Genomic DNA, 25,589 nt, shown 5'->3' with positions numbered 1-25,589 from the left:
GTTATCGACCGGTCGCGCCCTGGAGCAGGCTCTGGGTCTTTTCCTTATGCTTTTTGAGTTGTTTGTCCAGCTTGTCGGTCAAGGCGTCGATCGCGGCATACATATCGGTATGTTCTGCGTTGGCGACCACTTCACTGCCGGGGATATGCAAGGTGGCTTCGATTTTCTGCTTCAGCTTTTCGACGCACATCGTGACCTGCACGTTGGTGATCTTGTCGAAATGTCGCTCTAATCGTTGAAGTTTCTCATTGATGTAGTCGCGCAGAGGTTCGGTCACTTCCAGTTGGTGTCCACTGATGTTGACTTGCATACAGCTTCTCCTTCGTTGCCAGTGCATAAAGCGGCAGGCCGAAAAGCCTGCCACTGGAACGCTGTAACGTGGCTTACATCAACCGCTTGCGTTCGCTCGAAGGCGCGATCCCGAGGGATTCGCGGTACTTGGCGACGGTGCGGCGAGCCACCTGAATGCCTTGTGCCTCCAGTAAACCAGCGATCTTGCTGTCACTCAACGGCTTTTTCTGATTTTCCGCGGCAACCAGTTTTTTGATGATCGCGCGGATCGCCGTGGACGAGCATTCGCCGCCCTCGGAGGTGCTGACGTGGCTGGAGAAAAAGTATTTCAGTTCATAAATACCACGCGGGGTATGCATGAATTTTTGCGTGGTTACCCGGGAAATGGTCGACTCGTGCATGCCGACCGCCTCGGCGATGTCATGCAGCACCAGCGGCTTCATGGCTTCGTCGCCATATTCAAGAAAGCCGCGCTGATGCTCGACAATCTGGGTGGCCACTTTCATCAGGGTTTCGTTGCGGCTTTGCAGGCTCTTGATGAACCAGCGGGCTTCCTGCAACTGATTGCGCATGAACGTATTGTCGGCGCTGGTATCGGCGCGACGCACAAAGCCTGCGTACTGGGCGTTGACTCGCAGACGAGGTACCGACTCCTGATTCAGCTCGACCAGCCAGCGTTCATTGTCCTTGCGCACAATGACGTCCGGGACGACGTATTCGGCTTCCGTCGATTCGATCTGCGAGCCCGGCCGTGGATTGAGGCTTTGTACCAGCTCGATGACCTGGCGCAACTCATCTTCCTTGAGCTTCATGCGGCGCATCAACTGGCTGTAATCGCGACTGCCGAGCAAGTCGATGTAATCGCTGACCAGACGTTTCGCTTCAGCCAGCCAAGGCGTCTTGGCCGATAGCTGGCGCAATTGCAGCAGCAGGCATTCGCTGAGATTGCGGGCGCCGATGCCGGCAGGCTCGAATTGCTGGATGCGGTGCAGAACGGCTTCGATCTCGTCCAGTTCGATGTCCAGTTCCGGATCAAACGCTTCGAGAATTTCTTCGAGGGTTTCGTCCAGATAGCCCTGATTGTTGATGCAATCGATCAGGGTCACGGCGATCAGTCGATCGGTGTCGGACATCGGTGCCAGATTCAGTTGCCACAGCAGATGGCTTTGCAGGCTTTCGCCCACTGAAGTGCGCGTGGTGAAGTCCCACTCGTCATCATCGCTGCTCGGCAGGCTGCTGGCGCTGGTCTGGTAGACGTCTTCCCAGGCAGTGTCGACCGGGAGTTCATTGGGGATGCGCTCGCTCCAGTCGCCTTCCTCGAGGTTATCCACCGTTGGGGCGGTTTCCTGATAGGAGGGTTCCTGGATATCGGTGTTGGGCTTCTGTTCGGCGTTGTCAGCCAAGGGATCGGTGTTGTCGAAGTCTTCGCCTTCTTCCTGGCGTTCGAGCATCGGATTGGATTCCAGAGCCTCCTGAATTTCCTGTTGCAGGTCCAGGGTCGACAATTGGAGCAGACGGATAGCCTGTTGCAGCTGAGGTGTCATCGTCAGCTGCTGGCCCATTCTCAAGACTAGCGATGGTTTCATGGCAGGGGCTTAACACCTTATTCGCCGGCGCGATGCGCCATCCACTACAGGGCGCCGAAGCGCCAAACTTAAGCAAATTATATGCCTGAAACTGAAGTGTTTGCCTAGAGCGCTGTAACAATTAAAGCGTATTAAATTCTGCTTGAATCGATACAGCGCCAGGGCGGCTCACCGGGCACCTTTGCGCTTACAGGCGGAACTCGTGGCCCAGATACACTTCCTTCACCAGATCATTGGCCAGGATGGTAGCGGAGTCACCTTCGGCGATCAGTTGACCGTCGTTGACGATGTAAGCGGTTTCGCAGATATCCAGCGTCTCGCGCACGTTGTGGTCGGTAATCAGAACACCGATGCCCTTGGCTTTGAGATGGTGGATGATTTGCTTGATGTCGCCGACCGAAATCGGATCGACACCGGCGAACGGTTCGTCGAGCAGGATGAATTTTGGCGCAGTCGCCAACGCGCGAGCGATTTCCACCCGGCGGCGTTCACCACCGGACAGGCTCATGCCGAGGTTGTCGCGGATGTGGCTGATGTGGAACTCCTGCAGCAGGCTTTCCAGCTCCTTGCGACGACCGGCCTTGTCGAGTTCCTGACGGGTCTCGAGGATGGCCATGATGTTGTCGGCTACCGACAGTTTGCGGAAGATCGACGCTTCCTGCGGCAGATAGCCGATACCGGCCTTTGCACGACCGTGCATTGGCTGGTGGCTGACGTCCAGATCGTCGATCAGCACGCGGCCCTGATCAGCCTGAACCAGCCCGACGATCATGTAGAAGCATGTGGTCTTGCCGGCACCATTGGGGCCGAGCAGGCCGACGATCTGACCGCTGTCGATCGACAGGCTGACGTCACGCACGACCTGACGGCCTTTATAGGCCTTGGCCAGGTGCTGAGCTTTCAGAGTTGCCATTACTGGTTTTTCTCTTCGGATTTCTTCTTCGGCTGGATCACCATGTCGATGCGCGGACGCGCTTCGGTGACTTTGCTGCCGGTAGCGCGACCGGCGCTGGCCAGTTTCTTCACGGTGTCATAGACGATTTTCTCGCCCTGGGTGGTGTTGCTGTCTTTATCGACAACCTTGGCCTTGTCGATCAGTACGACGCGATTTTGCGCGGCGTGATACTGAATCGTCACGCCCCAGCCCTGAACAGGCTTGGAATCGCCGGCGGTCTGCAGTTGTTCGAAGTAGGCGAGGTTGCCGACAGACGTGACAACGTCGATATCACCGGTCGAGGTGCGGGTGATGGTCACGGTGTTGCCTTTTACGATCATCGAGCCCTGAGTGATGATCACGTCACCTTTATAGGTGGCTACGCCGTTCTTGTCGTCCAGCTGGGCATCGTCGGCCTGAATGCGGATTGGCTGCTCTTGATCGTTCGGCAGAGCCCAGGCGCTCACGCTTCCCAGTGCTGCGCCCAGACTGAGCAAAATAGGGAGGGTTTTAACGAGCCTCATACTGTCCTCTTACGTTCGATTGCAGGTGTATCCTGCTTTCCTTCAGGTACGCTTTCATTCCTACGCCAGTCGATACACCGCCAGCGCCCTCGATTCTAACGGGTTGCTCGGTCTGCGCATATTCCCGCTGCGGGAACACTGTCATGCGAGTGGAAGTGATCAGCGTGTCGCGGTTCTTTTCATCGGTGCGCTTGATGCGTACCGAATCGATCAATTCGACTTCAGTGCCGCCCGAATTCACTTCGCCACGTTCGCTGGTCACATGCCACGGGAAATCCGTTCCGCGGTACATGTTCAGGTCGGGCTTGGTAACCAGCGTGACATCGGTCGCCTTGACGTGTTCGGCCTTGTCGGACGTCATTTCATACTGCACTTTGCCATCCGGCAGGTATTGCACGGTACGCGTGTTGGTCGCATACCAGTCGATAGGGTTTTCCACGGACGTGGTCGGAGGCTTGTCGAGGAAGCGTTCCGGGCTGATGTTCCAGTAGCCGACGGCTGCAAATAGTGCAGCGATGCAGCCGAACAGCAGGAAGTTACGAAATTTTTTGCTAAACATGGTTTGGCTCACAGGTACGCGGCGTTGGCCGCATCGAGGCGGCCCTGGGCGCGCAGGATCAATTCGCAGAATTCGCGGGCAGCACCTTCACCGCCTCGGGCACGGGTAACGCCATGGGCGTGTTCGCGGACGAAATCAGCGGCGTTGGCAACGGCCATGCCCAGCCCGACGCGGCGGATCACCGGCAGGTCAGGCAAATCGTCGCCCAGATAGGCGACTTGTTCATAGCTTAGGCCCAGTTGCTCAAGTAGACCGTCCAGAACCACCAATTTGTCTTCGCGCCCCTGAAACAGGTGTGGGATGCCGAGGTTTTTCGCCCGGCGTTCGACCACGGGTGTCTTGCGACCGCTGATGATGGCGGTCTGCACGCCGGCGTTCATGAGCATTTTGATGCCTTGGCCGTCGAGGGTGTTGAAGGTCTTGAACTCGCTACCGTCTTCAAGAAAGTACAGGCGCCCGTCAGTCAGGACGCCATCGACGTCGAAAACTGCCAGTTTGATGGCTTTGCCGCGTTGCAGCAGATCGGTGCTCATTTACATGACTCCTGCGCGCAGCAGATCGGAGAGGTTGAAGGCGCCGACCGGGCGATCCTCCTCGTCGACCACTACCAGTGCATTGATTCGGTGGTCTTCCATGATTTTCAGCGCTTCGGCGGCGAGCATCTCGGGCCGGGCGGTCTTGCCGTGGGCTGTCATCACCTGGTCGATGGTCGCACTGCGAATATCGATGCTGCGATCAAGGGTGCGGCGCAAATCGCCGTCGGTGAAGATCCCGGCGAGTTTGCCGTCGGCTTCAAGAATGACGGTCATGCCCAGACCCTTGCGAGTCATTTCCATCAAGGCGTCCTTGAGCAGCGTGCCGCGTTGAACCTGCGGCAACTCCTGCCCGGCGTGCATGACGTTTTCCACTTTCAGCAACAGGCGGCGGCCAAGGGCGCCACCTGGATGGGAGAAGGCGAAGTCTTCAGCGGTAAATCCACGAGCTTCCAGCAATGCCACGGCCAGCGCATCGCCCATGACCAGAGCGGCGGTGGTCGATGAGGTTGGCGCCAGGTTCAGCGGGCAGGCTTCGTGCTCGACGTGAACGTTGAGGTTCACTTCGGCGGCTTTGGCCAGCGGCGAGGCCGGATTGCCGGTGACGCTGATCAACTGGATGCCCAGACGCTTGATCAACGGCAGCAGTGTGACGATTTCGTTGGTCGAGCCGGAGTTCGACAGGGCCAGGATCACGTCGTCGCGGGTGATCATGCCCATGTCGCCATGACTGGCTTCGGCCGGGTGAACGAAAAAGGCCGGGGTGCCGGTACTGGCCAGAGTCGCGGCGATCTTGTTGCCGACGTGCCCTGATTTGCCCATGCCGACCACGACCACACGGCCCTTGCTGGCCAGAATCATCTCGCAGGCGCGTACGAAATCGGCGTCGATATGGGGTAACAAGCCTTGTACGGCTTCCACTTCGAGGCGAATGGTGCGTTGTGCCGATTGAATCAGGTCGCTGGATTGGCTCATGTCAGAAATCGTATAGCCCGATGAAAAGGCGGCGATTATAGCGGTTATGTAGCAAAGCCTCACGCAAGTTCGTCATGCTTTGTCATCCCGCGTTACCAAAACCCGGCAAAAGCGCCTCCGCACCTGTCATCTCGCTGAATACGGGCCGGCACAAGCCTTGGGCGCTTGGCCTTTGCAGTGATATAGTTCGCCGCCAGTTCGGCCTGCCCGGGACGTACGTGCTTTTTCACCAAAGCCAGGCGTCCGAGTGAGAGGCTGCATCGCAAGGAGTTTAGATGAGTGCCGATAACGCTTACGCGGTCGAGCTGAAGGGAGTCTCCTTCAAGCGCGGTGCGCGCAGCATTTTCAATAACGTCGATATTCGCATCCCGCGCGGCAAGGTCACCGGCATCATGGGACCTTCCGGGTGTGGCAAGACCACGCTGCTGCGGTTGATGGGGGCTCAGTTGCGCCCTGCCAGCGGCGAAGTCTGGGTCAACGGCCAGAACCTGCCTACGCTGTCGCGCAGCGATCTGTTCGATGCGCGCAAGCACATGGGTGTGCTGTTCCAGAGCGGCGCACTGTTCACCGATCTCGATGTTTTCGAGAACGTCGCTTTTCCCCTGCGCGTTCATACCGAGTTGCCGGAAGAAATGATCCGCGACATCGTCTTGCTCAAATTGCAGGCAGTGGGGTTGCGCGGTGCCATCGAGCTGATGCCTGATGAACTGTCCGGTGGCATGAAGCGTCGCGTGGCTCTGGCCCGTGCCATTGCGCTGGATCCGCAGATCCTGTTTTACGACGAGCCGTTCGTCGGTCAGGACCCGATCGCCATGGGCGTATTGGTACGTCTGATCCGTCTGCTCAATGATGCGTTGGGCATCACCAGTATCGTGGTGTCCCACGATCTGGCTGAAACCGCGAGCATTGCCGACTACATCTATGTAGTGGGTGACGGTCAGGTGCTGGGGCAGGGTACGCCGGACGAGTTGATGAACTCGGATGAGCCGCGTATCCGTCAGTTCATGTCCGGTAATCCCGATGGCCCGGTGCCGTACCATTTTCCAGCGACGGACTACCGCGCAGATCTTCTGGGGAAGCGCTGATGCGCAGAATTTCATTAATAGAACGCGTGCGCCGGTTCGGCGAAGCGGCGATCGACGCCATTGCGGTGTTCGGTCGGGCGACGCTGTTCCTGTTTCACGCGTTGGTTGGTCGTGGCGGCATCAGCGGCGGATTTGGCCTGCTGGTCAAGCAACTGCATTCGGTCGGCGTCATGTCGCTGGTGATCATTGTGGTCTCCGGGGTTTTCATCGGCATGGTTCTGGCCTTGCAGGGGTTCAGCATCCTGTCGAGCTACGGTTCGGAGCAGGCGGTAGGGCAGATGGTTGCGCTGACACTGCTGCGTGAGCTCGGCCCGGTGGTGACCGCACTGTTGTTCGCCGGGCGCGCCGGTTCGGCGTTGACCGCGGAAATCGGCAACATGAAGTCCACCGAACAGCTTTCCAGCCTGGAAATGATCGGTGTCGACCCGCTCAAATACATTATTGCCCCGCGTCTGTGGGCCGGTTTCATTTCCCTGCCGGTGCTGGCAATGATTTTCAGCGTGGTGGGCATCTGGGGCGGTTCGTGGGTCGCTGTCGACTGGCTGGGTGTGTATGAAGGGTCTTACTGGTCGAACATGCAAAACAGCGTGACCTTCACCAGTGACGTGCTCAACGGCGTCATCAAAAGTATTGTTTTCGCTTTCGTCGTCACCTGGATCGCCGTATTCCAGGGCTATGACTGTGAGCCCACTTCCGAGGGGATCAGTCGTGCCACCACCAAGACCGTAGTGTTTGCCTCGCTGGCAGTACTGGGTCTGGACTTTATTCTGACCGCTTTGATGTTTGGAGATTTCTGATGCAAAACCGCACCCTGGAAATCGGTGTCGGCCTGTTCCTGCTGGCAGGGATCCTGGCCTTGTTGCTGCTTGCGTTGCGGGTCAGTGGCCTGTCTCCGACTTCGACCACCGACACTTATAAACTGTATGCCTACTTCGACAATATCGCCGGTCTGACGGTCAGAGCCAAAGTGACCATGGCCGGTGTCACCATCGGCAAAGTCACGGCAATCGATCTGGACCGCGACAGCTTCACCGGTCGGGTGACACTGCAAGTGGACAAGAAAGTCGACAATCTGCCGACTGACTCCACAGCATCTATCCTGACCGCTGGTCTGCTGGGCGAGAAGTACATCGGTATCAGCGTAGGCGGGGAAGACACCGCTCTGAAGGATGGTGGAACCATTCACGACACGCAGTCGTCTCTGGTACTGGAAGACCTGATCGGTAAATTCCTGCTCAATACCGTTAGCAAAGACGCCAAATGAGGAGCTTTTGAATGATCTCTATCTTGCGACGCAGCCTGTTGGTGTTACTGGCGGCTCTGCCTTTGATGGGTAACGCTGTGGCTGCAACGTCGGCCCATGAACTGGTTCAGGACACAACCACCCGATTGCTGGCCGATCTGGCTGCCAACAAAGAGAAATACAAGCAGGATCCGACCGATTTCTACGCGGCGCTCAACAATATTGTCGGGCCGGTGGTGGATGCCGAGGGCATTTCGAAAAGCATCATGACGGTGAAGTATTCGCGCAAGGCCACGCCGGCGCAGATGCAAACCTTCCAGGAAAACTTCAAGAAAGGTCTGTTCCAGTTCTACGGCAACGCCTTGCTCGAGTACAACAACCAGGGCATCACCGTTGATCCTGCCAAGGATGAGTCGGGTGATCGCACCAGCGTCAACATGACCGTCAAGGGCAGCAGTGGCGCGGTCTATCCTGTGCAGTACACGCTGGAGAAGATCAACGGCGAGTGGAAACTGCGCAACGTGATCATCAACGGTATCAACATCGGCAAGCTGTTCCGTGATCAGTTCGCTGACGCGATGCAGCGCAATGGCAACAATCTGGACGCGACCATCAACGGTTGGGCCGGTGAAGTGGCCAAGGCCAAGGAAACCACCGAGAAAGCTGCCGAGAAGCCAGCGCAATGAATGAGGCCGCAGTTCGTATGAGTGATGTAGACGAGCTCTTGCTCAGCGGAGTGCTGGATTACCGCACCGGGCCTGATCTGCGCAAGGAAGGTCAGGCGCTGATCAAGTCCAGCAAGGCGTCTTCGCTGGTCATCGACTGCTCGGCCGTAAAGAAATCCAGCAGCGTCGGTTTGTCGTTGCTGCTGTGTTTCATGCGCGATGCACAGGCGGCCGGCAAGGCTGTCAGCATCCGCGCGATGCCCGAAGACATGCGCGAAATTGCTCAGGTCAGTGAACTGACCGAACTCTTGGCGCAACCCTGAACCCGCATCATTAAAGAAGCCCCCCGTCAGAGTCCTGCCATGCGGGGTTCGCAGGCGCGGGGCTTTTTTGTATGATGTCCGACCCGTGCGCACAGGGCGCCGATTGAGGTTGAGCATGCAGGCCGTAGAAGTGAAGAGCTTCCTAGAAGGAAAGCTGCCCGGAACGTTGGTAGAAGTTGAGGGCGAAGGCTGCAATTTCCAGCTGAACGTGATTAGCGATGAACTGGCGGCGTTGAGCCCGGTGAAGCGTCAGCAGCAGATCTATGCCCATTTGAACCCATGGATCACCGATGGCAGCATCCATGCGGTTACTATGAAATTTTTCAGCAGCGCGGCCTGGGCCGAGCGCACCTGAGCCTAAGGGCGTCGAGATTCTTATGGATAAATTGATTATTACCGGTGGCGCTCGTCTTGATGGCGAGATCCGCATTTCCGGGGCAAAGAACTCTGCCCTGCCGATCCTGGCCGCCACCTTGTTGTGCGATGGCCCGGTGACGGTGGCTAACCTGCCGCACCTGCACGACATCACCACCATGATCGAACTGTTCGGTCGCATGGGCATCGAGCCGGTGATCGACGAGAAGCTCAGCGTCGAAATCGACCCGCGCACCATCAAAACCCTGATCGCCCCGTACGAACTGGTGAAAACCATGCGTGCGTCGATTCTGGTGCTCGGCCCGATGGTTGCGCGCTTCGGTGAAGCCGAAGTCGCACTGCCTGGCGGTTGCGCGATCGGTTCGCGTCCGGTTGACCTGCACATCCGTGGCCTCGAAGCCATGGGCGCAGTGATCGACGTCGAAGGCGGCTACATCAAGGCCAAGGCGCCTGAGGGCGGTCTGCGCGGTGCAAGCTTCTTCTTCGATACCGTCAGTGTGACCGGTACCGAAAACATCATGATGGCCGCCGCTTTGGCCAGGGGCCGCAGCGTGTTGCAGAACGCCGCCCGCGAGCCTGAAGTGGTTGACCTGGCGAACTTCCTGAACGCCATGGGCGCCAAGGTTTCCGGTGCCGGCACCGACACCATCACCATTGATGGCGTCGAGCGTCTGGGTTCGGCTTTCTACAAAGTCATGCCTGACCGTATCGAAACCGGCACCTATCTGGTCGCTGCTGCCGTGACCGGTGGCCGCGTCAAGGTCAAGGACACTGATCCGACCATCCTCGAAGCCGTTCTGGAAAAACTCCGTGAAGCCGGCGCAGAAATCACCTGCGGTGAAGACTGGATCGAGCTGAACATGCACGGCAAGCGTCCGAAAGCGGTCAACGTGCACACTGCGCCGTACCCGGCGTTCCCGACCGACATGCAGGCACAGTTCATCTCGCTCAACGCCATTGCCGAAGGCACCGGTGCTGTGATCGAGACGATCTTCGAAAACCGTTTCATGCACGTTTACGAACTGCACCGCATGGGCGCGCATATCCAGGTTGAAGGCAACACGGCCATTGTTACCGGCATCGAAAAACTCAAGGGCGCGCCAGTGATGGCAACCGACCTGCGTGCTTCGGCCAGCCTGGTGATCTCGGCACTGGTTGCCGAAGGCGATACGCTGATCGACCGCATCTACCACATCGACCGTGGTTACGAGTGCATCGAAGAAAAACTGCAGATGCTGGGCGCCAAGATTCGTCGCGTTCCGGGCTGATCGCTGCATGTGGACACAGGGACGTGTCCGTTGAATTCGTTTCGAATCGAGGGTGTTCTTTTCAATAGTAAAGACACCTCGATGTGTGTTCGGCGCCGATTGCGACCGGACATGAGTACCTTGATAAGGACTGACGTTTCCCATGTTGACCATCGCACTGTCCAAGGGCCGCATCCTTGACGACACCCTGCCGCTTCTCGCTGAAGCGGGCATCGTGCCGACCGAGAATCCGGACAAGAGCCGCAAGCTGATCATCCCCACGACGCAGCCAGACGTACGCCTGCTGATCGTGCGCGCCACCGACGTGCCGACCTATGTCGAGCATGGCGCGGCCGACCTCGGCGTAGCCGGTAAAGACGTGTTGATGGAATACACCGGCCAGGGCTTGTACGAGCCACTGGACCTGCAGATCGCTCAGTGCAAACTGATGACCGCCGGCAAGATCGGCGCCGCCGAGCCAAAGGGCCGCCTGCGTGTGGCGACCAAGTTCGTCAACGTTGCCAAGCGTTATTACGCCGAGCAGGGCCGCCAGGTCGACATCATCAAGCTTTACGGTTCGATGGAACTGGCACCGCTGATTGGCCTGGCCGACAAGATCATTGACGTGGTCGACACCGGCAACACCCTGCGCGCCAACGGTCTGGAACCTCAGGAACTGATCGCAACGATCAGCTCGCGCCTGGTGGTCAACAAGGCTTCGATGAAAATGCAACACGCCCGTATCCAGGCGTTGATCGATACCCTGCGCAACGCAGTGGAATCGCGACACCGCGGCTGATTTACTTGCGCGACCTCAGGTCGCGCCGTCTATCCGCCTCATAGCCAGAATTCTCAGGTGCCCAAGCGGATCGAATGGTAGTTTCGGGCGCCTGAGTTTTTGCCAATCCTATGAGGCTCTCGCTATGACCGCACCGACTGCAATTCGCCGACTCAACGCTGCTGACCCGGATTTCGCGCATCATCTGGATCATCTGCTGAGCTGGGAAAGTGTGTCTGACGACTCGGTCAATCAGCGCGTACTCGACATCATCAAGGCTGTGCGCGAGCGTGGCGATGCGGCGCTGGTCGAGTTCACCAAGAAGTTCGACGGTCTCGACGTCGCCTCGATGGCTGACCTGATTCTGCCGCGCGAACGCCTGGAACTGGCCCTGACCCGCATCACCGTAGCGCAACGTGAAGCGCTGGAAAAAGCCGCGGCCCGCGTGCGCAGCTACCACGAAAAACAGAAACAGGATTCCTGGAGCTACACCGAGGCCGACGGCACGGTGCTGGGCCAGAAGGTCACGCCGCTGGATCGCGCCGGTCTTTACGTGCCGGGCGGCAAGGCGTCGTACCCTTCGTCGGTGCTGATGAACGCAATTCCGGCCAAGGTTGCCGGCGTGACCGAAGTGGTCATGGTCGTGCCGACCCCGCGCGGTGAAATCAACGAGTTGGTGCTGGCTGCCGCGTGCATTGCCGGCGTTGACCGCGTGTTCACCATCGGTGGCGCCCAAGCCGTTGCGGCGCTGGCCTATGGCACCGAAAGCGTGCCAAAAGTGGACAAGGTCGTCGGCCCTGGCAACATCTATGTCGCCACTGCCAAGCGCCACGTGTTCGGCCAGGTGGGCATCGACATGATCGCCGGCCCTTCGGAAATCCTCGTGGTGTGCGATGGTCAGACCGATCCGGACTGGATCGCCATGGACCTGTTCTCCCAGGCCGAGCACGACGAAGACGCGCAAGCGATTCTGGTCAGCCCTGACGCCGAGTTCCTCGACAAGGTCGCCGCGAGCATCGACAAGCTGCTGCCGACCATGGATCGCGCAGCCATCATCGAAACCTCGATCAATGGCCGCGGTGCGCTGATTCACGTGCGTGACATGGCCCAGGCCATCGAAGTCGCCAACCGCATTGCGCCAGAACACCTTGAGCTGTCGGTTGCCGACCCTCAGGCCTGGTTGCCGCAGATCCGCCACGCCGGTGCGATCTTCATGGGGCGCCACACCTCCGAAGCGCTGGGTGATTACTGCGCAGGCCCGAACCACGTGCTGCCGACCTCCGGCACCGCGCGATTCTCTTCGCCGCTGGGTGTGTACGACTTCCAGAAACGTTCCTCGATCATTTTCTGCTCCGAGGCCGGTGCGTCCGAACTGGGCAAAACTGCTTCGGTCCTGGCCCGTGGTGAGTCGCTGAGCGCTCACGCACGTAGTGCCGAATACCGCATCAAAGACGAAACGAAGGGGAACTGAACATGAGTAAATTCTGGAGCCCGTTCGTCAAGGATCTGGTGCCTTATGTGCCGGGCGAACAGCCGAAGCTTACCAGACTGGTCAAGCTCAACACCAACGAAAACCCGTACGGCCCGTCGCCAAAAGCCTTGGCGGCAATGCAGACCGAACTCAACGACAACCTGCGCCTGTACCCGGACCCGAACAGCGATTTGCTGAAAAATGCTGTCGCCACTTACTACGGCGTGCAGACCAATCAGGTGTTTCTTGGCAACGGTTCGGACGAAGTGCTCGCGCACATCTTCCACGGCTTGCTGCAACACGATCAGCCGATTCTGTTCCCGGACATCAGCTACAGCTTTTATCCGGTGTATTGCGGTTTGTACGGCATCAAGTTCGACGCGGTGCCGCTGGATGCGCAGTTCCAGATCAACCCGGCGGATTACGCCAAGCCAAACGGCGGGATCATTTTCCCTAACCCGAACGCCCCGACTGGCTGCCTGTTGGCGCTGGATGCGGTTGAGCGGATTCTCATCGCCAGCCCGAACTCGGTAGTTGTGGTGGATGAGGCGTACATCGACTTCGGTGGTGAAACGGCGATCAGTCTGGTGGATCGTTATCCGAACCTGCTGGTGACCCAGACCCTGTCCAAATCCCGATCTCTGGCAGGCCTGCGGGTTGGCTTGGCGGTGGGGCATCCGGATTTGATCGAGGCGCTGGAGCGCATCAAGAACAGCTTCAACTCTTATCCGCTGGATCGCCTGGCGAACGTCGGCGCGGCGGCGGCATTCGAGGATCGTGAGTATTTCGACAAGACTTGCCGTTTGGTCATCGAAAGTCGCGAGTGGGTTGTCGCGCAATTGCAGGGCAAGGGTTTTGAGGTGTTGCCGTCGGCGGCGAACTTCATTTTTGCCCGTCACCCGCAACATGATGCGGCAGGACTGGCGGCCAAGCTGCGTGAGCAGGGCGTGATTGTGCGGCACTTCAAGCAGGAGCGGATTGCGCAGTTCCTGCGGATTTCGATTGGCACGCCGGAGCAGAATCAGGCATTGATCGATGGGCTTGGTGAACTGTAAAGGCAAAAGCCCCTCACCCTGCCCCTCTCCCGGAGGGAGAGGGGACTGATTGGGGGATGCTTCAGCGTTACACCGACCTGGGGAATGCTTTACCGAATCTATAATCGACTCGGTATTTCAGGTCGTTGTATTCCGCAAGACAACTCGGTCGGTTCCCTCTCCCTCCGGGAGAGGGCTGGGCGGGCGGCGTTTGCGATGAGGGTGAGTTTTTTATTCGTGATGCGGCTCGCCCAGGAACGTCAGCGAACTGAACAACCCGCGACTGTTCACATCAACACTGTCCTTCACCGGCACCTCAACCTGCGCCGCAATCACATTCAACCCTTCATTTCGCACCAGCACCTGCGCGCGGCCGTCCTTGTCGGTCTCGGTGCTCAGGGTATTGGGTGCGTTGCGGTAATCGCCGATCAACTTGACGCCCGCCGCCGGTTTGCCATCAAGCAACACGCGCACCGGCAATGATTTGCCTGGCCCGACCGTCAGCGGATCAACTTCCGGCAGAATCAGCAACTTGATCTGATCCAGCTTGGGCAACTTTGCCCCCGGTTGATAGATCGCCAGGCTGTACTTGAACGTCTGCGTCCCCTCGACGGCGCCCGGCACTTTGCTGCGCCCTTCGTTGATCCACTTCTTGTCAGCGGTCTGCGACCACATCCCGTTATTCAACGCCACGGCCATTACTGCGGGTGTTTTCAACGGTTTGAGGCGGGCGTGATCGGGCAGGCGCTCGACGCTGACCGGGATCATCTTGCCGCTGGCGTCGTAGGCCCACGCGCCACTGATTTTCTGGGCCTTGAAGGCGTTGTCTTCGGCGCCGTGACCGTAGATCACTTCGATGTTGCCGCGCCGTTGTTCGGTCCACAGACCATGGGCCGAGGCTTGTCCGGCGAACAGCGCGGCGATGACCAGCAGGGTTTTGCCGTATTGCATGGTGACTTCCTTTTACAGATTGAGTGACAGGCTGACGGTGAAATTGCGCGGCTCGCCGGGGTTGACCCAGTAATTGCTGTAAGAGCGCTCGTAGTATTTTTCGTCGAATACGTTGTTCAGGTTCAGGCCGACGGTGACGTTGTCGCTGGCCTTGTAATGGGCCAGCAGGTCGACGGTGTGATACGCCGGCAATTCGAAATCGCTGCCGGATTCGCCCGAGCGATCACCGACGTAAGTGAACGCTGCGCCAACGTCCGAGCCGCGCAGATGCCCGTCCTGAAATTCATAAACACCCAGCAGACTGCCGCTGCGTTTGGCCACGCCGAGGATGCGGCTGCCGGTGGGAATCACGGCGTCACCCTGAGTCACTTCGGCGTCGATGTAGGCGAAGGCGCCAATCACCCGCAGGGCATCGGTGACTTGACCGGTCACCTGCAGATCGAAGCCGCGACTGCGTGCCTTGCCCATCGCGCGGTTGGTGTCGGTGGCGGGGTCGAGCGCGAGGACGTTTTCCTTGTCGATGTGAAAGAAGGCGAGGGTGCTGCTCAGACGTTCGTCGAACAGTTCGTTTTTGATGCCGATTTCGTAGCCGACACCTTCCTCCGGATCGAAGGATTTGCCGGCCGCATCTAGGCCGTTGTTTGGTTTGAACGAGGTCGAGGCGTTGGCGAACAGGCCAGTGTTGGGCGTCAGTTGATAGAGCAGGCCGGCGCGCTGGGTAAGAGCGTCGTGGGTCTGGCGGCTGCTGGCGTTGCGGCTGTGGTCATCGATGTTTTGTTCGAAGTGTTCGAAACGTGCGCCGATCATCCCGCGCAATTTGTCGGTAAAGACGATTTGATCCTGCAGGTTCAGCGCGTGGCTTTCGAGGTGCTCGAAAGTGTCAGTGCCCGAGCGTGCGCCGTTGGGTTTCGGCTTGCCGTAGATCGGCTTGTAGATGTCGATGGCGTAGGGGCCGCCGGCGATGGTGGTGACGCGCTCGTTCTTGCGGAAGTTCTCGTATTCGGTGCCGATCAGCAGTTCGTGCTGCCATGGGCCGAGGTCGAACAAACCACGCAATTCCAGTTGGGTGATGCTGTCGTGCCAGTTGGTGTCGCGCTCGCGGTAACGGCGGTTGACGGTATGACCGTCGGCATTCAGCGGGCGACTTTCGGAAGCGTCGCCCCACAGTTTGCCTTCCTTGTAATGGCTGGCCAGACGCAGTTTCCAGCTGTCGTTAAGGTGATGCTCGAGCGTCGCCTGAAGCAGGTTGTTGTGGTTGTCGACGTTGCCGTCGTTGGGTTCACCGAGGAACGTCGAACGAGAAACACCGCTCCATTTATTGCCAGGCGCGACGATGCCACGATCGAACGTCGAGCTGTGGCGGACGATTTCGCTTTCCACCAACAGCGACGTGTCCGGGTTCAGTTGCCAGCTGATCGATGGCGCGACGAATACGCGTTTGCTGTCGACGTGATCGCGAAAGCTGTGGTTGTCCTCGACTGCAAGGTTGATCCGCGAGAGCACGTCACCCTGTTCATCGAGCGGCGTGTTGACGTCCAGCGCCGTGCGATAACGGTCCCAGCTGCCAGCGCTGGTCTGCAACGTGGTAAAGGCTTCGGGCTGTGGTTTTTTGGTGACGATGTTCACCGTGCCACCCGGGTCGCCACGGCCATATAGGCTGGCCGCCGGGCCTTTGAGCACTTCGATACGCTCGATATTGGCTGCGTCCGGTGTGCTCGGGTACCCGCGATTGGCGCTGAAGCCGTCCTTGTAGAACTCCGAGGTGGTGAAACCGCGCACGCTGTATTCGTAGAGCGTCAGGCCGCCGAAGTTGTTTTGCTTCGATACGCCGCCAGCGAAATCCAGTGCGCGCTCGACGCTGGTACTGCCCAGATCCTTGAGCACGCTGGCAGGCACCACGCTGATTGCCTGGGGGATATCGCGGATCGCCGTGTCGGTTTTGGTCGCACTGGATGAGCGCGTGGCACGGTAGCCCTTGACTGGACCAGTGGGGGATTCGTAATCGGAGGTGACGCTGATCGCGTCAAGTTCGAGCGGTTGCGGCTCTTCGGCAAAGGCCGCATCGCCCAGCAAGGCAAGGGGTAGACCGAGAGTCAGGCCAAGCAGGGAGGCCTTTGTTCGAGACGACATGTTATGTTGTTCCAATTGTTAGATTGAAACAATATAACATGCCTTTTGAGAATGTCTTTTATTCGCGCCGCTGACGCGAATAAATTTTTACTCTCGTTTTTCCTGCACCGGCGCCGGCGGTGGACGCAAGCCGATTTCTGCCGAGAGCTTGATCTCCTTGCCGTTACGCATCACTTGAATCGTGACCTTGTCGGTCGGTTTGATGCGCGCGACCTGGTTCATCGAGCGACGACCATCGCCGGCCGGCTCGCCATCAATGCTGAGGATCACGTCGCCCAGTTGCAGGCCGGCCTTCTGTGCCGGGCCGTCGCGGAAGATCCCCGCCACCACAATGCCCGGACGCCCGGACAAGCCAAACGATTCGGCCAGTTCCTGAGTCAATGGCTGCACTTCGATGCCGAGCCAGCCGCGAATCACCTGTCCATGCTCGATGATCGACTTCATCACTTCCATCGCCAGTTTCACCGGGATGGCAAAACCGATGCCCTGCGAGCCACCGGACTTGGAGAAAATTGCCGTGTTGATGCCGGTGAGGTTGCCGTTGGCATCCACCAGTGCACCGCCGGAGTTGCCCGGGTTGATGGCCGCGTCGGTCTGGATGAAATCTTCGTAGTTGTTCAGGCCCAACTGATTACGCCCGGTGGCGCTGATGATGCCCATGGTCACGGTCTGGCCGACGCCAAACGGGTTGCCGATGGCCAGCGCAACGTCGCCGATGCGGATGCTGTCGGAACGGCCGACAGTGATCGCTGGCAGGTTTTTCAAGTCGATTTTCAGGACGGCGAGATCGGTTTCCGGATCGCTGCCGATCACTCGGGCCAGGGTTTCCCGGCCATCCTTGAGTGCTACGACGATCTGGTCGGCGCCGCTGGTAACGTGGTTGTTGGTCAGGATGTAGCCTTCCGGGCTCATGATCACGCCGGAACCGAGGCTCGACTCCATGCGCTTCTGCTTCGGCGAGTTGTCACCAAAGAAACGGCGGAACTGTGGATCCTCGAATAAAGGATGCGCCGGCTTGTTGATGACTTTAGTGGTGTACAGGTTGACCACCGACGGCGCGGCGATCGTCACCGCATCCGCATAGGACACCGGCCCCTGCTGCACAAGGGTGGTCTGCGGCGCCTGTTGCAGGTTGACGTCGAGGCTTGGCAGCCCGACCCACTGCGGGTATCGCTGAATAATCAACAGAGCGATAAGCACACCGGCCAACAATGGCCAGCCAAAAAAACGCAGCGCCTTGAACATTAAACACGTCCTGGAAAAGTTGCAGGCGAAGTCAGACCGCCCATAATGTCGCGCATTATACGAGGCCGCGCGTGCCTCTGAACGGGATATTTAGGAGTCTTTCATGGCCGTTGCCCTCAGCACCCTCGTCGAAGAAGCCGACCGATACCTGGCCAGTGCAAAAATTGCCGATTATTGCCCTAACGGCTTGCAGGTCGAAGGCCGTCCGCAAGTGATGCGCATCGTCAGCGGCGTCACTGCGAGCCAGGCGTTGCTCGATGCCGCCGTCGAGGCCGAGGCCGATCTGGTGCTGGTGCACCACGGTTACTTCTGGAAGGGCGAAAACCCCTGCGTCACGGGCATGAAGCAGCGTCGTTTGAAGACTTTGCTCAAGCACGACATCAGCCTGCTCGCCTATCACTTGCCGCTGGATCTGCACCCGGATGTCGGCAACAACGTGCAGTTGGCGCGTCAGTTGGACATCACCGTTGAAGGGCCTCTGGATCCGGATAATCTGAAAATAGTCGGGCTTGTCGGTTCGCTGAACGAGCCAATGACCCCGCGCGATTTCGCCCGCAAGGTCCAGGAAGTGATGGGCCGTGAACCGCTGCTGGTTGAAGGCAGCGGGATGATCCGCCGGGTAGGCTGGTGCACTGGCGGTGGTCAGGGCTACATCGATCACGGCGTGGCGGCGGGTGTCGATCTGTTTCTCAGCGGTGAAGCTTCCGAGCAGACATTCCACAGCGCCCGGGAAAACGACATCAGCTTTATCGCCGCCGGCCACCACGCCACCGAGCGTTACGGCGTGCAGGCGCTGGGCGACTATTTGGCAAAACGCTTCGCTCTCGAGCACATCTTCATCGACTGCCCGAATCCCATTTGAATCCAGCACAAACCCTGGTGGGAGCGAGCCTGCTCGCGAATACGATTTACGCTTCAATACAGCGCTGCCTGACACGACGCTTTCGCGAGCAGGCTCGCTCCCACATTGAATGCCTTCGCCCAAACGAGTGGGCATATTCATATGTCCTTTCGTTCTAGTTGGCGTCCTGATTAGAAGAGGTCGCTGTGCTAGGATTCCCCGCTCGAACACGGCCCGCTGGCCGTTCATAAGAAAGCTTTCGTGAGTAGCCATGGTCGACAAACTGACGCATCTGAAACAGCTGGAGGCGGAAAGCATCCACATCATCCGCGAGGTGGCCGCCGAGTTCGATAACCCGGTGATGCTGTACTCCATCGGTAAAGACTCCGCCGTGATGCTGCACCTGGCACGCAAGGCGTTCTTCCCGGGCAAACTGCCGTTTCCGGTGATGCACGTCGACACCCGCTGGAAATTCCAGGAAATGTACAAGTTCCGCGACAAGATGGTCGAAGAGCTTGGTCTGGACCTGATCACGCACATCAACCCGGATGGCGTGGCGCAGAATATCAACCCGTTCACCCACGGCAGCGCCAAGCACACCGACATCATGAAAACCGAGGGCCTGAAACAGGCGCTCGACAAGCATGGTTTCGACGCAGCGTTCGGCGGTGCCCGTCGCGATGAAGAGAAATCCCGCGCCAAAGAGCGCGTGTATTCGTTCCGCGACAGCAAGCACCGCTGGGACCCGAAAAATCAGCGCCCGGAGCTGTGGAACGTCTACAACGGCAAGGTCAACAAGGGCGAATCCATTCGTGTGTTCCCGTTGTCGAACTGGACCGAGCTGGACATCTGGCAGTACATCTACCTCGAAGGCATCCCGATTGTGCCGCTGTACTTCGCCGCCGAGCGTGAAGTGATCGAGAAGAACGGCACGCTGATCATGATCGACGACGAGCGCATCCTCGAGCACCTGTCCGACGAAGACAAAGCGCGCATCGTCAAAAAGAAAGTGCGTTTCCGTACCCTTGGTTGCTACCCGTTGACGGGCGCGGTGGAGTCCGAGGCCGAGAGCCTCACGGACATCATTCAGGAAATGCTCCTGACGCGAACTTCCGAGCGCCAGGGCCGGGTCATCGACCACGATGGCGCAGGCTCCATGGAAGACAAAAAACGTCAGGGATACTTTTAAGCTTCGAGTTACAAGCGGCAAGCTGCAAGTTAAAGGCGGTATGCGTAACTTTGCGGTTTGGCGCTTGCGGCCGGTTGCTGTGAGCCGGGATCGGATGCCTCGTAATGGATTTCGAGAAACTGGTTGTTTGGCAGCGAAGCAAATGTCTAGCGGTGAGGATTTTTAGAGAGTTTGCGCGATGCGGGGATTTTGGATTCAAGGATCAGATCACCCGCTCTGCACTGTCAGTGCCTTCCAATATTGCTGAAGGCATGGAGCGTCGGAGTTGCAAAGAGAAGGTTCATTTTCTTTGGATCGCGAAGGCTTCTTGTGGCGAGTTGCGAACCCAAATCCTGATAGGCCGAGATATCGCTTACATCGCAGGACCGCTGGCTGAAAATTGGATTATGGAAACCCGAGAGCTTTCTAGAATGCTGGTCGGGTTGATCAACAAAATTTCTGACTAGCTGTACGCCGACAAGCTTGCCGCTTGAAGCTTACAGCTCGGAGCTTGAATGCAATGAGCCACGTATCTGATTTGATCAGCGAGGACATCCTCGCCTACCTGGGCCAGCACGAACGTAAAGAGCTGCTGCGCTTTTTGACCTGCGGTAACGTCGATGACGGCAAGAGCACCCTGATCGGGCGCCTGCTGCACGACTCCAAAATGATCTACGAAGATCATCTGGAAGCCATCACCCGCGATTCGAAGAAAGTCGGCACTACTGGCGATGATATCGACCTGGCGTTGCTGGTCGACGGTCTGCAGGCCGAGCGTGAGCAGGGCATCACTATCGATGTCGCCTACCGTTATTTCTCCACCGCCAAGCGCAAATTCATCATTGCCGACACCCCCGGCCATGAGCAGTACACCCGCAACATGGCCACCGGTGCGTCCACCTGTGACCTGGCGATCATACTGGTCGACGCCCGTTACGGTGTGCAGACCCAGACCCGTCGCCACAGCTTCATCGCGTCCTTGCTGGGGATCAAACACATCGTTGTCGCCATCAACAAGATGGACCTCAAGGACTTCGATGAAGGCGTGTTCGAGTCGATCAAGGCTGATTACCTGAAGTTCGCCGAAGGCTTGAAGATGAAGCCGACCAGCATGCACTTTGTGCCGATGTCTGCGCTGAAAGGCGACAACGTGGTGAACAAATCCGAGCGCTCGCCGTGGTACACCGGTCAGTCGCTGATGGAAATTCTCGAGACCGTGGAAGTGGCGGGCGACCGCAACTTCACCGATCTGCGTTTCCCGGTGCAGTACGTCAACCGTCCGAACCTGAACTTCCGCGGTTTCGCCGGCACCCTCGCCAGCGGCATCGTCAAAAAGGGTGACGAGGTCGTGGTGCTGCCGTCGGGCAAGAGCAGCCGCGTGAAATCCATTGTCACTTTCGAAGGTGAACTGGAGCATGCGGGTCCTGGTCAAGCGGTGACGCTGACCATGGAAGACGAAATCGACATCTCTCGCGGCGACCTGTTGGTGCATGCCGACAACGTGCCGCCGGTCACTGACAGCTTCGAAGCGATGCTGGTTTGGATGGCTGAAGAGCCGATGCTGCCGGGCAAGAAGTACGACATCAAACGGGCGACCAGTTACGTGCCGGGCTCGATTGCCAGCATCATCAACAAGGTCGACGTGAACACGCTGGAAGAAGGCCCGGCGAGCGCTTTGCAGCTCAACGAAATCGGCAAGGTCAGGATCGCGCTTGATGCGCCGATTGCCCTCGACGGATACGAAAGCAACCGCACCACCGGCGCGTTCATCATCATCGATCGTTTGACCAACGGCACCGTTGGCGCTGGCATGATCGTCGCTCAGCCTGTTTCGCATGGCACCACGACACACCACGGCAAACTGGCGCATGTGGCGACTGAAGAACGTGCGCAGCGCTTTGGTCAGCAACCGGCCACCGTGCTGTTCAGCGGTCTGTCGGGCGCGGGCAAGAGCACGCTGGCTTATGCGGTCGAGCGCAAGTTGTTCGACCTCGGTCGTGCGGTGTTTGTACTCGATGGCCAGAATCTGCGTCAGGACCTGAACAAAGGTCTGCCACAGGATCGTGCTGGTCGTACCGAGAACTGGCGTCGTGCCGCGCATGTGGCGCGTCAGTTTAACGAGGCTGGTTTGCTGACTCTGGCGGCGTTCGTGGCGCCGAGTGCTGAAGGGCGCGAGCAGGCCAAGGAACTGATTGGCAAGGATCGTCTACTGACGGTTTATGTGCAGGCTTCGCCGACGGTATGTGCAGAGCGTGATCCGCAGGGGTTGTATGCGGCGGGCGGCGATAATATTCCGGGTGAGTCCTTCCCGTATGACGTGCCGTTGAATGCTGACCTGGTGATCGACACTCAGGCGCTGTCGCTGGAAGAGAGCGTCAAGCAAGTGCTGGATCTGCTGCGTCAACGTGGCGCGATTTAAGCGATAAAGCAGCTGCAAGCTTCTGGTTTCAAGCTGCAAGAAAAAGCCCGCCGATGTGCAATCATCGGCGGGCTTTTTTTTGACCTTTAGATGGCTATCGCTGGCAAGCCAGCTCCCACAGGGATTTTCAGCGCACACAAATTTTGTGTAAGGCAGAGAAAGCTGTGGGAGCTGGCTTGCCAGCGATGAGGTCAGAACAGACGCTTCAAGACTTCGCTGGATACTCGCGGTGCATCTGTTCGAGCAGCGCGTCTTTATCCAGCCACAGCTGATTGATCCAGCCCTGGAACTGCAAACGATACTCACCGTCCTGATCGTAATTCTTGCCGATGAACTGCTGAGGAATCTTCAGCTCTTCAAAGTGCACCACTACGTCTCGCACGTTGCCGCAAAGTAAATCCCAAAATCCCGGGCGCCCGGCTGGGTAGTGGATGGTCACGTTGACGATCGACTCCAACTGTTCGCCCATTGCATCCAGCACGAACGCAATGCCACCAGCCTTCGGCTTGAGCAGGTATTTGAACGGCGACTGTTGCTGTGCATGCTTGCCAGTGGTGAAGCGCGTGCCTTCGACGAAGTTGAAGATTCCCACCGGGTTGTTGCGAAATTTCGCGCAGGTCTTGCGGGTGGTTTCGAGGTCTTTGCCTTTTTTCTCCGGGTGTTTTTCCAGATAGGCCTTGGAGTAGCGCTTCATGAACGGGAAGCCCAGTGCCCACCACGCCAGACCAATCACCGGCACCCAGATCAGTTCTTGCTTGAGGAAGAACTTCAGCGGCTGGATGCGACGGTTGAGTACGTATTGCAGCACCAGGATGTCGACCCAGCTCTGATGGTTGCTGGTAATCAGATAGGAGTGGTTGTAGTCGAGACCTTGCAGGCCGCTGATGTGCCAGCGCGTGCGCCGCACCAGATTCATCCAGCCCTTGTTATTGCTGATCCACGCTTCGTGGGTGTGGCTCATCAGCCAACCGGCGATGCGCTGGGTGAAGGCGAACGGCAAGGCCTTGATCAGCGCCACGCAGAACAGGAACGAGCACAGCAGAATCGTATTGAGCGCCAACAACAGTGAGGCGATCACGCCGCGCAGCGGCGCAGGTAGGAAATCCAGCATTTACACATCCATAGGTCGGTTGGCGGCTTGAATCGCGGTGAGGGCGATGGTGTAGACGATGTCGTCGATTTGCGCGCCGCGCGGCAGGTCGTTCACCGGTTTGCGCAGGCCTTGCAGCATCGGGCCGAGGCTGACGCAGTCGGCGCTGCGCTGCACAGCTTTGTGTGTGGTGTTGCCGGTGTTCAGATCGGGGAACACAAACACTGTGGCGCGACCGGCCACCGGGCTGTTCGGTGCCAGTTGCCGAGCGACGGTTTCGTTGGCAGCGGCGTCGTATTGCAGCGGGCCATCGATCAGCAGCGAGTGCTGTTGTTCGTGGGCGAGCAGGGTGGCCTCGCGGACTTTCTCGACTTCCTCGCCAGTGGCCGATTCGCCGCTGGAGTAACTGATCATCGCGACGCGCGGGGTGATGCCGAATGCTGCGGCCGAGTCGGCGCTTTGCAGGGCGATCTCTGCCAGTTCGGTGGCGCTCGGGTGCGGGTTCATCACGCAGTCGCCGTAGACCAGCACTTCCTCCGGGAACAGCATGAAGAACACCGACGACACCAGCGTGCAGCCCGGCGCGGTCTTGATCAGTTGCAGGGCCGGACGGATGGTATTGGCGGTGGTGTTGATCACGCCGGAAACCAGGCCGTCGACTTCATCCAGAGCGAGCATCATGGTGCCGATCACCACGGTGTCTTCCAGTTGCTGCTCGGCCATTGGGGCGTTGAGGCTTTTGGTCTTGCGCAGGGCAACCATCGGCTCGACGTAGCGCTCGCGGATCAGATCCGGATCGAGAATCTCCAGCCCCGGTGGCAATACGATGCCTTGGGCGCGGGCGACCGCTTCGACGTCTTCGGGTTTGGCCAGCAACACACAACGGGCTATCCCGCGTTCCTGACAAATCGCCGCCGCCTGCACGGTGAATGGCTCGCTGCCTTCAGGCAGGACGATGCGTTTGTTGGCGGCCTGGGCGCGCTGAATCAGTTGATAACGGAACACCGCCGGCGACAGGCGCATCTCGCGCGGTGTACCGCAGCGCTGGTGCAGCCAGTTGGCGTCGAGGTGGCTGGCGACGAAATCGGTGATGATCTCCGCTCGCTCGCGGTCATCGATCGGGATTTCCTTGTTCAAGCCGTTGAGCAGGTTGGCGGTGTCGTAGGAGCCCGTGCTCACCGACAACACCGGCAGTCCGGCCTGCAAGGCGCCACGGCACAAATCCATGATGCGCGGATCGGGCAGGGTGTCGCTGGTCAGCAACAGGCCGGCCAGCGGCACGCCGTTGATCGCCGCGAGGCTGACCGCAAGGATGATGTCGTCACGATCCCCCGGCGTCACCACCAGCACACCGGGCTTGAGCAGCTCGACGGTGTTGCGCATGGTGCGTGCGCAAATGATGATTTTGGTCATCCGGCGGGTTTCATAGTCGCCGGCGTTGAGCACTTGTGCGCCCATCAGATCGGCGACGTCGCGGGTCCGCGGCGCATTGAGTTCAGGCTGGAACGGGATGCAGCCGAGCAGACGGAAATCACCGCTGCGCAGCAACGGCGAGTGCTCCTTCAGACGTGCGGCAAACGCTTCCATGCTCTCGTCGGTCTTGACCTTGTTGAGGATCACACCGAGGACTTTCGGGTCCTTCGGACCCCCGAACAATTGCGCCTGCAATTCGACGCGGCCGGAGAGTTCGGCGAGCACTTCGTTTTCCGGCGCCGAGACCAGAATCACTTCGGCATCCAGACTTTTCGCCAGATGCAGATTGACCCGTGCGGCGTAACTGGCGCTGCGGGTCGGCACCATGCCTTCAACCACCAGCACGTCTTTGCCGACGGCTGCTTGCTGATACAGGGTGATGATTTCTTCGAGCAGCTCATCGAGCTGGCCATCGCCCAGCATCCGCTCGACATGGGCCAGACCCAGCGGCTGTGGTGGTTTCAGGCCGTGGGTGCGCGCCATCAGTTCGGTGGAGCGCTCAGGGCCGGTGTCGCCCGGATGCGGTTGGGCGATCGGTTTGAAGAAACCGACTTTCAGCCCGGCCCGCTCCAGCGTACGCACCAGCCCGAGGCTGATGGAGGTCAGACCCACACCAAAATCGGTGGGTGCGATAAAAAAAGTTTGCATG

26 protein-coding genes are annotated in these 25,589 nt (G+C 58.8%); 14 read left to right on the top strand and 12 right to left on the bottom strand.

What is annotated here, in order from left to right; genetic code table 11:
• Position 1: 1 nt before the first annotated feature.
• The 7 genes from hpf to JJD74_RS02805 form a co-directional block, all read right to left on the bottom strand.
• Complete coding sequence (gene hpf / locus JJD74_RS02835) at positions 2 to 310, bottom strand: ribosome hibernation-promoting factor, HPF/YfiA family (protein ID WP_047299778.1); 309 nt, start codon at positions 308 to 310, stop codon at positions 2 to 4.
• Between the two features lie 73 nt (positions 311 to 383).
• Entirely contained in the window at positions 384 to 1,877 is a 1,494-nt protein-coding gene (locus JJD74_RS02830; protein WP_042557666.1) for an RNA polymerase factor sigma-54, read from the bottom strand.
• A gap of 187 nt (positions 1,878 to 2,064) precedes the next feature.
• The gene (gene lptB / locus JJD74_RS02825; protein ID WP_042557667.1) at positions 2,065 to 2,790 is read right to left on the bottom strand and encodes an LPS export ABC transporter ATP-binding protein; all 726 of its coding nucleotides are present in this window, start codon (positions 2,788 to 2,790) and stop codon (positions 2,065 to 2,067) included.
• Entirely contained in the window at positions 2,790 to 3,335 is a 546-nt protein-coding gene (gene lptA, locus JJD74_RS02820) for a lipopolysaccharide transport periplasmic protein LptA (RefSeq protein ID WP_042557668.1), read from the bottom strand. The genes lptB and lptA overlap by 1 nt, the downstream gene beginning before the upstream one ends.
• Positions 3,322 to 3,894 carry an LPS export ABC transporter periplasmic protein LptC gene (gene lptC / locus JJD74_RS02815; protein ID WP_042557669.1) on the bottom strand — a complete coding sequence of 191 codons (573 nt, stop codon included), beginning with the start codon at positions 3,892 to 3,894 and terminating at the stop codon, positions 3,322 to 3,324. The genes lptA and lptC overlap by 14 nt, the downstream gene beginning before the upstream one ends.
• Positions 3,895 to 3,902: 8 nt before the next feature.
• Entirely contained in the window at positions 3,903 to 4,427 is a 525-nt protein-coding gene (locus JJD74_RS02810; RefSeq protein WP_042557670.1) for a KdsC family phosphatase, read from the bottom strand.
• On the bottom strand, positions 4,428 to 5,402 hold the full coding sequence (locus tag JJD74_RS02805) for a KpsF/GutQ family sugar-phosphate isomerase (RefSeq protein WP_047299779.1): 975 nt from the start codon (positions 5,400 to 5,402) through the stop codon (positions 4,428 to 4,430).
• A 275-nt stretch (positions 5,403 to 5,677) separates the two neighbouring features.
• On the opposite strand from JJD74_RS02805, the gene JJD74_RS02800 reads away from it, so the two are divergent.
• The 10 genes from JJD74_RS02800 to hisC all read left to right on the top strand — a co-directional run bounded on the left by JJD74_RS02800 (position 5,678) and on the right by hisC (position 13,644).
• Positions 5,678 to 6,487, top strand: coding sequence for an ATP-binding cassette domain-containing protein (locus tag JJD74_RS02800; protein ID WP_042557672.1), 810 nt, complete (start codon positions 5,678 to 5,680; stop codon positions 6,485 to 6,487).
• On the top strand, positions 6,487 to 7,284 hold the full coding sequence (gene mlaE / locus JJD74_RS02795; protein WP_042557673.1) for a lipid asymmetry maintenance ABC transporter permease subunit MlaE: 798 nt from the start codon (positions 6,487 to 6,489) through the stop codon (positions 7,282 to 7,284). Before JJD74_RS02800 ends, mlaE begins: the two co-directional genes overlap by 1 nt.
• A complete protein-coding gene (gene mlaD, locus JJD74_RS02790; protein ID WP_042557674.1) occupies positions 7,284 to 7,751 on the top strand; it encodes an outer membrane lipid asymmetry maintenance protein MlaD in 468 nt (155 codons plus the stop codon). Before mlaE ends, mlaD begins: the two co-directional genes overlap by 1 nt.
• An 11-nt stretch (positions 7,752 to 7,762) precedes the next feature.
• Positions 7,763 to 8,416, top strand: a complete 654-nt coding sequence (locus JJD74_RS02785) for an MlaC/ttg2D family ABC transporter substrate-binding protein (RefSeq protein WP_042557675.1) — start codon at positions 7,763 to 7,765, stop codon at positions 8,414 to 8,416.
• Positions 8,413 to 8,718 carry an STAS domain-containing protein gene (locus JJD74_RS02780; protein WP_042557676.1) on the top strand — a complete coding sequence of 102 codons (306 nt, stop codon included), beginning with the start codon at positions 8,413 to 8,415 and terminating at the stop codon, positions 8,716 to 8,718. The genes JJD74_RS02785 and JJD74_RS02780 overlap by 4 nt, the downstream gene beginning before the upstream one ends.
• 115 nt (positions 8,719 to 8,833) lie before the next feature.
• Positions 8,834 to 9,073 (top strand): BolA family protein, encoded by a 240-nt coding sequence (locus JJD74_RS02775; protein WP_007912386.1) that lies wholly within the window; start codon positions 8,834 to 8,836, stop codon positions 9,071 to 9,073.
• Between the two features lie 22 nt (positions 9,074 to 9,095).
• Positions 9,096 to 10,361 carry a UDP-N-acetylglucosamine 1-carboxyvinyltransferase gene (gene murA / locus JJD74_RS02770; protein ID WP_200611133.1) on the top strand — a complete coding sequence of 422 codons (1,266 nt, stop codon included), beginning with the start codon at positions 9,096 to 9,098 and terminating at the stop codon, positions 10,359 to 10,361.
• Between the two features lie 142 nt (positions 10,362 to 10,503).
• Positions 10,504 to 11,139: an ATP phosphoribosyltransferase gene (gene hisG / locus JJD74_RS02765; protein WP_008085048.1), complete on the top strand. Its 636-nt coding sequence runs from the start codon at positions 10,504 to 10,506 to the stop codon at positions 11,137 to 11,139.
• 124 nt (positions 11,140 to 11,263) lie between these two features.
• Entirely contained in the window at positions 11,264 to 12,589 is a 1,326-nt protein-coding gene (hisD, locus tag JJD74_RS02760; protein WP_042557678.1) for a histidinol dehydrogenase, read from the top strand.
• 2 nt (positions 12,590 to 12,591) lie between these two features.
• Positions 12,592 to 13,644, top strand: coding sequence for a histidinol-phosphate transaminase (hisC, locus tag JJD74_RS02755; protein WP_042557679.1), 1,053 nt, complete (start codon positions 12,592 to 12,594; stop codon positions 13,642 to 13,644).
• Positions 13,645 to 13,854: 210 nt separating this feature from the next.
• On the opposite strand, the gene JJD74_RS02750 is transcribed toward hisC, so the two are convergent.
• The 3 genes from JJD74_RS02750 to algW all read right to left on the bottom strand — a co-directional run bounded on the left by JJD74_RS02750 (position 13,855) and on the right by algW (position 17,949).
• On the bottom strand, positions 13,855 to 14,574 hold the full coding sequence (locus tag JJD74_RS02750) for a DUF4198 domain-containing protein (protein WP_200611131.1): 720 nt from the start codon (positions 14,572 to 14,574) through the stop codon (positions 13,855 to 13,857).
• Between the two features lie 12 nt (positions 14,575 to 14,586).
• Positions 14,587 to 16,704, bottom strand: coding sequence for a TonB-dependent siderophore receptor (locus JJD74_RS02745; protein ID WP_047299782.1), 2,118 nt, complete (start codon positions 16,702 to 16,704; stop codon positions 14,587 to 14,589).
• 87 nt (positions 16,705 to 16,791) lie between these two features.
• Positions 16,792 to 17,949, bottom strand: a complete 1,158-nt coding sequence (gene algW / locus JJD74_RS02740; RefSeq protein ID WP_042557682.1) for a Do family serine endopeptidase AlgW — start codon at positions 17,947 to 17,949, stop codon at positions 16,792 to 16,794.
• Positions 17,950 to 18,052: 103 nt separating this feature from the next.
• Between algW and JJD74_RS02735 the strand changes: the two genes are divergently transcribed.
• The 4 genes from JJD74_RS02735 (at position 18,053) to cysN (ending at position 22,377) form a co-directional block, all read left to right on the top strand.
• The gene (locus JJD74_RS02735; RefSeq protein ID WP_042557683.1) at positions 18,053 to 18,811 is read left to right on the top strand and encodes a Nif3-like dinuclear metal center hexameric protein; all 759 of its coding nucleotides are present in this window, start codon (positions 18,053 to 18,055) and stop codon (positions 18,809 to 18,811) included.
• A gap of 250 nt (positions 18,812 to 19,061) precedes the next feature.
• Positions 19,062 to 19,979 (top strand): sulfate adenylyltransferase subunit CysD, encoded by a 918-nt coding sequence (gene cysD / locus JJD74_RS02730; protein WP_007912374.1) that lies wholly within the window; start codon positions 19,062 to 19,064, stop codon positions 19,977 to 19,979.
• Positions 19,980 to 20,083: 104 nt separating this feature from the next.
• Positions 20,084 to 20,425 (top strand): four helix bundle protein, encoded by a 342-nt coding sequence (locus JJD74_RS02725; RefSeq protein WP_200611129.1) that lies wholly within the window; start codon positions 20,084 to 20,086, stop codon positions 20,423 to 20,425.
• Positions 20,426 to 20,478: 53 nt separating this feature from the next.
• Positions 20,479 to 22,377 carry a sulfate adenylyltransferase subunit CysN gene (gene cysN / locus JJD74_RS02720; protein ID WP_200611127.1) on the top strand — a complete coding sequence of 633 codons (1,899 nt, stop codon included), beginning with the start codon at positions 20,479 to 20,481 and terminating at the stop codon, positions 22,375 to 22,377.
• 205 nt (positions 22,378 to 22,582) lie between these two features.
• On the opposite strand, the gene JJD74_RS02715 is transcribed toward cysN, so the two are convergent.
• Together JJD74_RS02715 and pta are read right to left on the bottom strand one after the other, a co-directional pair.
• Positions 22,583 to 23,488 carry an acyltransferase gene (locus tag JJD74_RS02715; protein WP_042557685.1) on the bottom strand — a complete coding sequence of 302 codons (906 nt, stop codon included), beginning with the start codon at positions 23,486 to 23,488 and terminating at the stop codon, positions 22,583 to 22,585.
• Positions 23,489 to 25,588 carry a phosphate acetyltransferase gene (pta, locus tag JJD74_RS02710; protein ID WP_200611125.1) on the bottom strand — a complete coding sequence of 700 codons (2,100 nt, stop codon included), beginning with the start codon at positions 25,586 to 25,588 and terminating at the stop codon, positions 23,489 to 23,491. It lies immediately after the preceding gene.
• Position 25,589: the final 1 nt, after the last annotated feature.

It is taken from the genome of Pseudomonas sp. MF6776 (assembly GCF_016613125.1).
Taxonomy (GTDB): Bacteria; Pseudomonadota; Gammaproteobacteria; order Pseudomonadales; family Pseudomonadaceae; genus Aquipseudomonas; species Aquipseudomonas iridis.
Note: the sequence above shows the minus strand (reverse complement) of the source record. Positions and strands in the feature narration are given on the sequence as shown.

Excerpts from the sequence above, each read along its gene's own strand:
- pta (WP_200611125.1), bottom strand. The coding sequence starts at position 25,588 with ATGCAAACTTTTTTTATCGCACCCACCGATTTTGGTGTGGGTCTGACC.
- lptB (WP_042557667.1), bottom strand. The coding sequence starts at position 2,790 with ATGGCAACTCTGAAAGCTCAGCACCTGGCCAAGGCCTATAAAGGCCGT.
- JJD74_RS02830 (WP_042557666.1), bottom strand. The coding sequence starts at position 1,877 with ATGAAACCATCGCTAGTCTTGAGAATGGGCCAGCAGCTGACGATGACA.
- cysD (WP_007912374.1), top strand. The coding sequence starts at position 19,062 with ATGGTCGACAAACTGACGCATCTGAAACAGCTGGAGGCGGAAAGCATC.
- hpf (WP_047299778.1), bottom strand. The coding sequence starts at position 310 with ATGCAAGTCAACATCAGTGGACACCAACTGGAAGTGACCGAACCTCTG.
- cysN (WP_200611127.1), top strand. The coding sequence starts at position 20,479 with ATGAGCCACGTATCTGATTTGATCAGCGAGGACATCCTCGCCTACCTG.
- JJD74_RS02775 (WP_007912386.1), top strand. The coding sequence starts at position 8,834 with ATGCAGGCCGTAGAAGTGAAGAGCTTCCTAGAAGGAAAGCTGCCCGGA.
- mlaD (WP_042557674.1), top strand. The coding sequence starts at position 7,284 with ATGCAAAACCGCACCCTGGAAATCGGTGTCGGCCTGTTCCTGCTGGCA.
- mlaE (WP_042557673.1), top strand. The coding sequence starts at position 6,487 with ATGCGCAGAATTTCATTAATAGAACGCGTGCGCCGGTTCGGCGAAGCG.
- murA (WP_200611133.1), top strand. The coding sequence starts at position 9,096 with ATGGATAAATTGATTATTACCGGTGGCGCTCGTCTTGATGGCGAGATC.
- hisC (WP_042557679.1), top strand. The coding sequence starts at position 12,592 with ATGAGTAAATTCTGGAGCCCGTTCGTCAAGGATCTGGTGCCTTATGTG.
- JJD74_RS02785 (WP_042557675.1), top strand. The coding sequence starts at position 7,763 with ATGATCTCTATCTTGCGACGCAGCCTGTTGGTGTTACTGGCGGCTCTG.
- JJD74_RS02800 (WP_042557672.1), top strand. The coding sequence starts at position 5,678 with ATGAGTGCCGATAACGCTTACGCGGTCGAGCTGAAGGGAGTCTCCTTC.
- lptA (WP_042557668.1), bottom strand. The coding sequence starts at position 3,335 with ATGAGGCTCGTTAAAACCCTCCCTATTTTGCTCAGTCTGGGCGCAGCA.
- hisG (WP_008085048.1), top strand. The coding sequence starts at position 10,504 with ATGTTGACCATCGCACTGTCCAAGGGCCGCATCCTTGACGACACCCTG.
- JJD74_RS02750 (WP_200611131.1), bottom strand. The coding sequence starts at position 14,574 with ATGCAATACGGCAAAACCCTGCTGGTCATCGCCGCGCTGTTCGCCGGA.
- algW (WP_042557682.1), bottom strand. The coding sequence starts at position 17,949 with ATGTTCAAGGCGCTGCGTTTTTTTGGCTGGCCATTGTTGGCCGGTGTG.
- JJD74_RS02780 (WP_042557676.1), top strand. The coding sequence starts at position 8,413 with ATGAATGAGGCCGCAGTTCGTATGAGTGATGTAGACGAGCTCTTGCTC.
- JJD74_RS02715 (WP_042557685.1), bottom strand. The coding sequence starts at position 23,488 with ATGCTGGATTTCCTACCTGCGCCGCTGCGCGGCGTGATCGCCTCACTG.
- JJD74_RS02810 (WP_042557670.1), bottom strand. The coding sequence starts at position 4,427 with ATGAGCACCGATCTGCTGCAACGCGGCAAAGCCATCAAACTGGCAGTT.
- JJD74_RS02745 (WP_047299782.1), bottom strand. The coding sequence starts at position 16,704 with ATGTCGTCTCGAACAAAGGCCTCCCTGCTTGGCCTGACTCTCGGTCTA.
- JJD74_RS02725 (WP_200611129.1), top strand. The coding sequence starts at position 20,084 with ATGGATTTCGAGAAACTGGTTGTTTGGCAGCGAAGCAAATGTCTAGCG.
- hisD (WP_042557678.1), top strand. The coding sequence starts at position 11,264 with ATGACCGCACCGACTGCAATTCGCCGACTCAACGCTGCTGACCCGGAT.
- lptC (WP_042557669.1), bottom strand. The coding sequence starts at position 3,894 with ATGTTTAGCAAAAAATTTCGTAACTTCCTGCTGTTCGGCTGCATCGCT.
- JJD74_RS02805 (WP_047299779.1), bottom strand. The coding sequence starts at position 5,402 with ATGAGCCAATCCAGCGACCTGATTCAATCGGCACAACGCACCATTCGC.
- JJD74_RS02735 (WP_042557683.1), top strand. The coding sequence starts at position 18,053 with ATGGCCGTTGCCCTCAGCACCCTCGTCGAAGAAGCCGACCGATACCTG.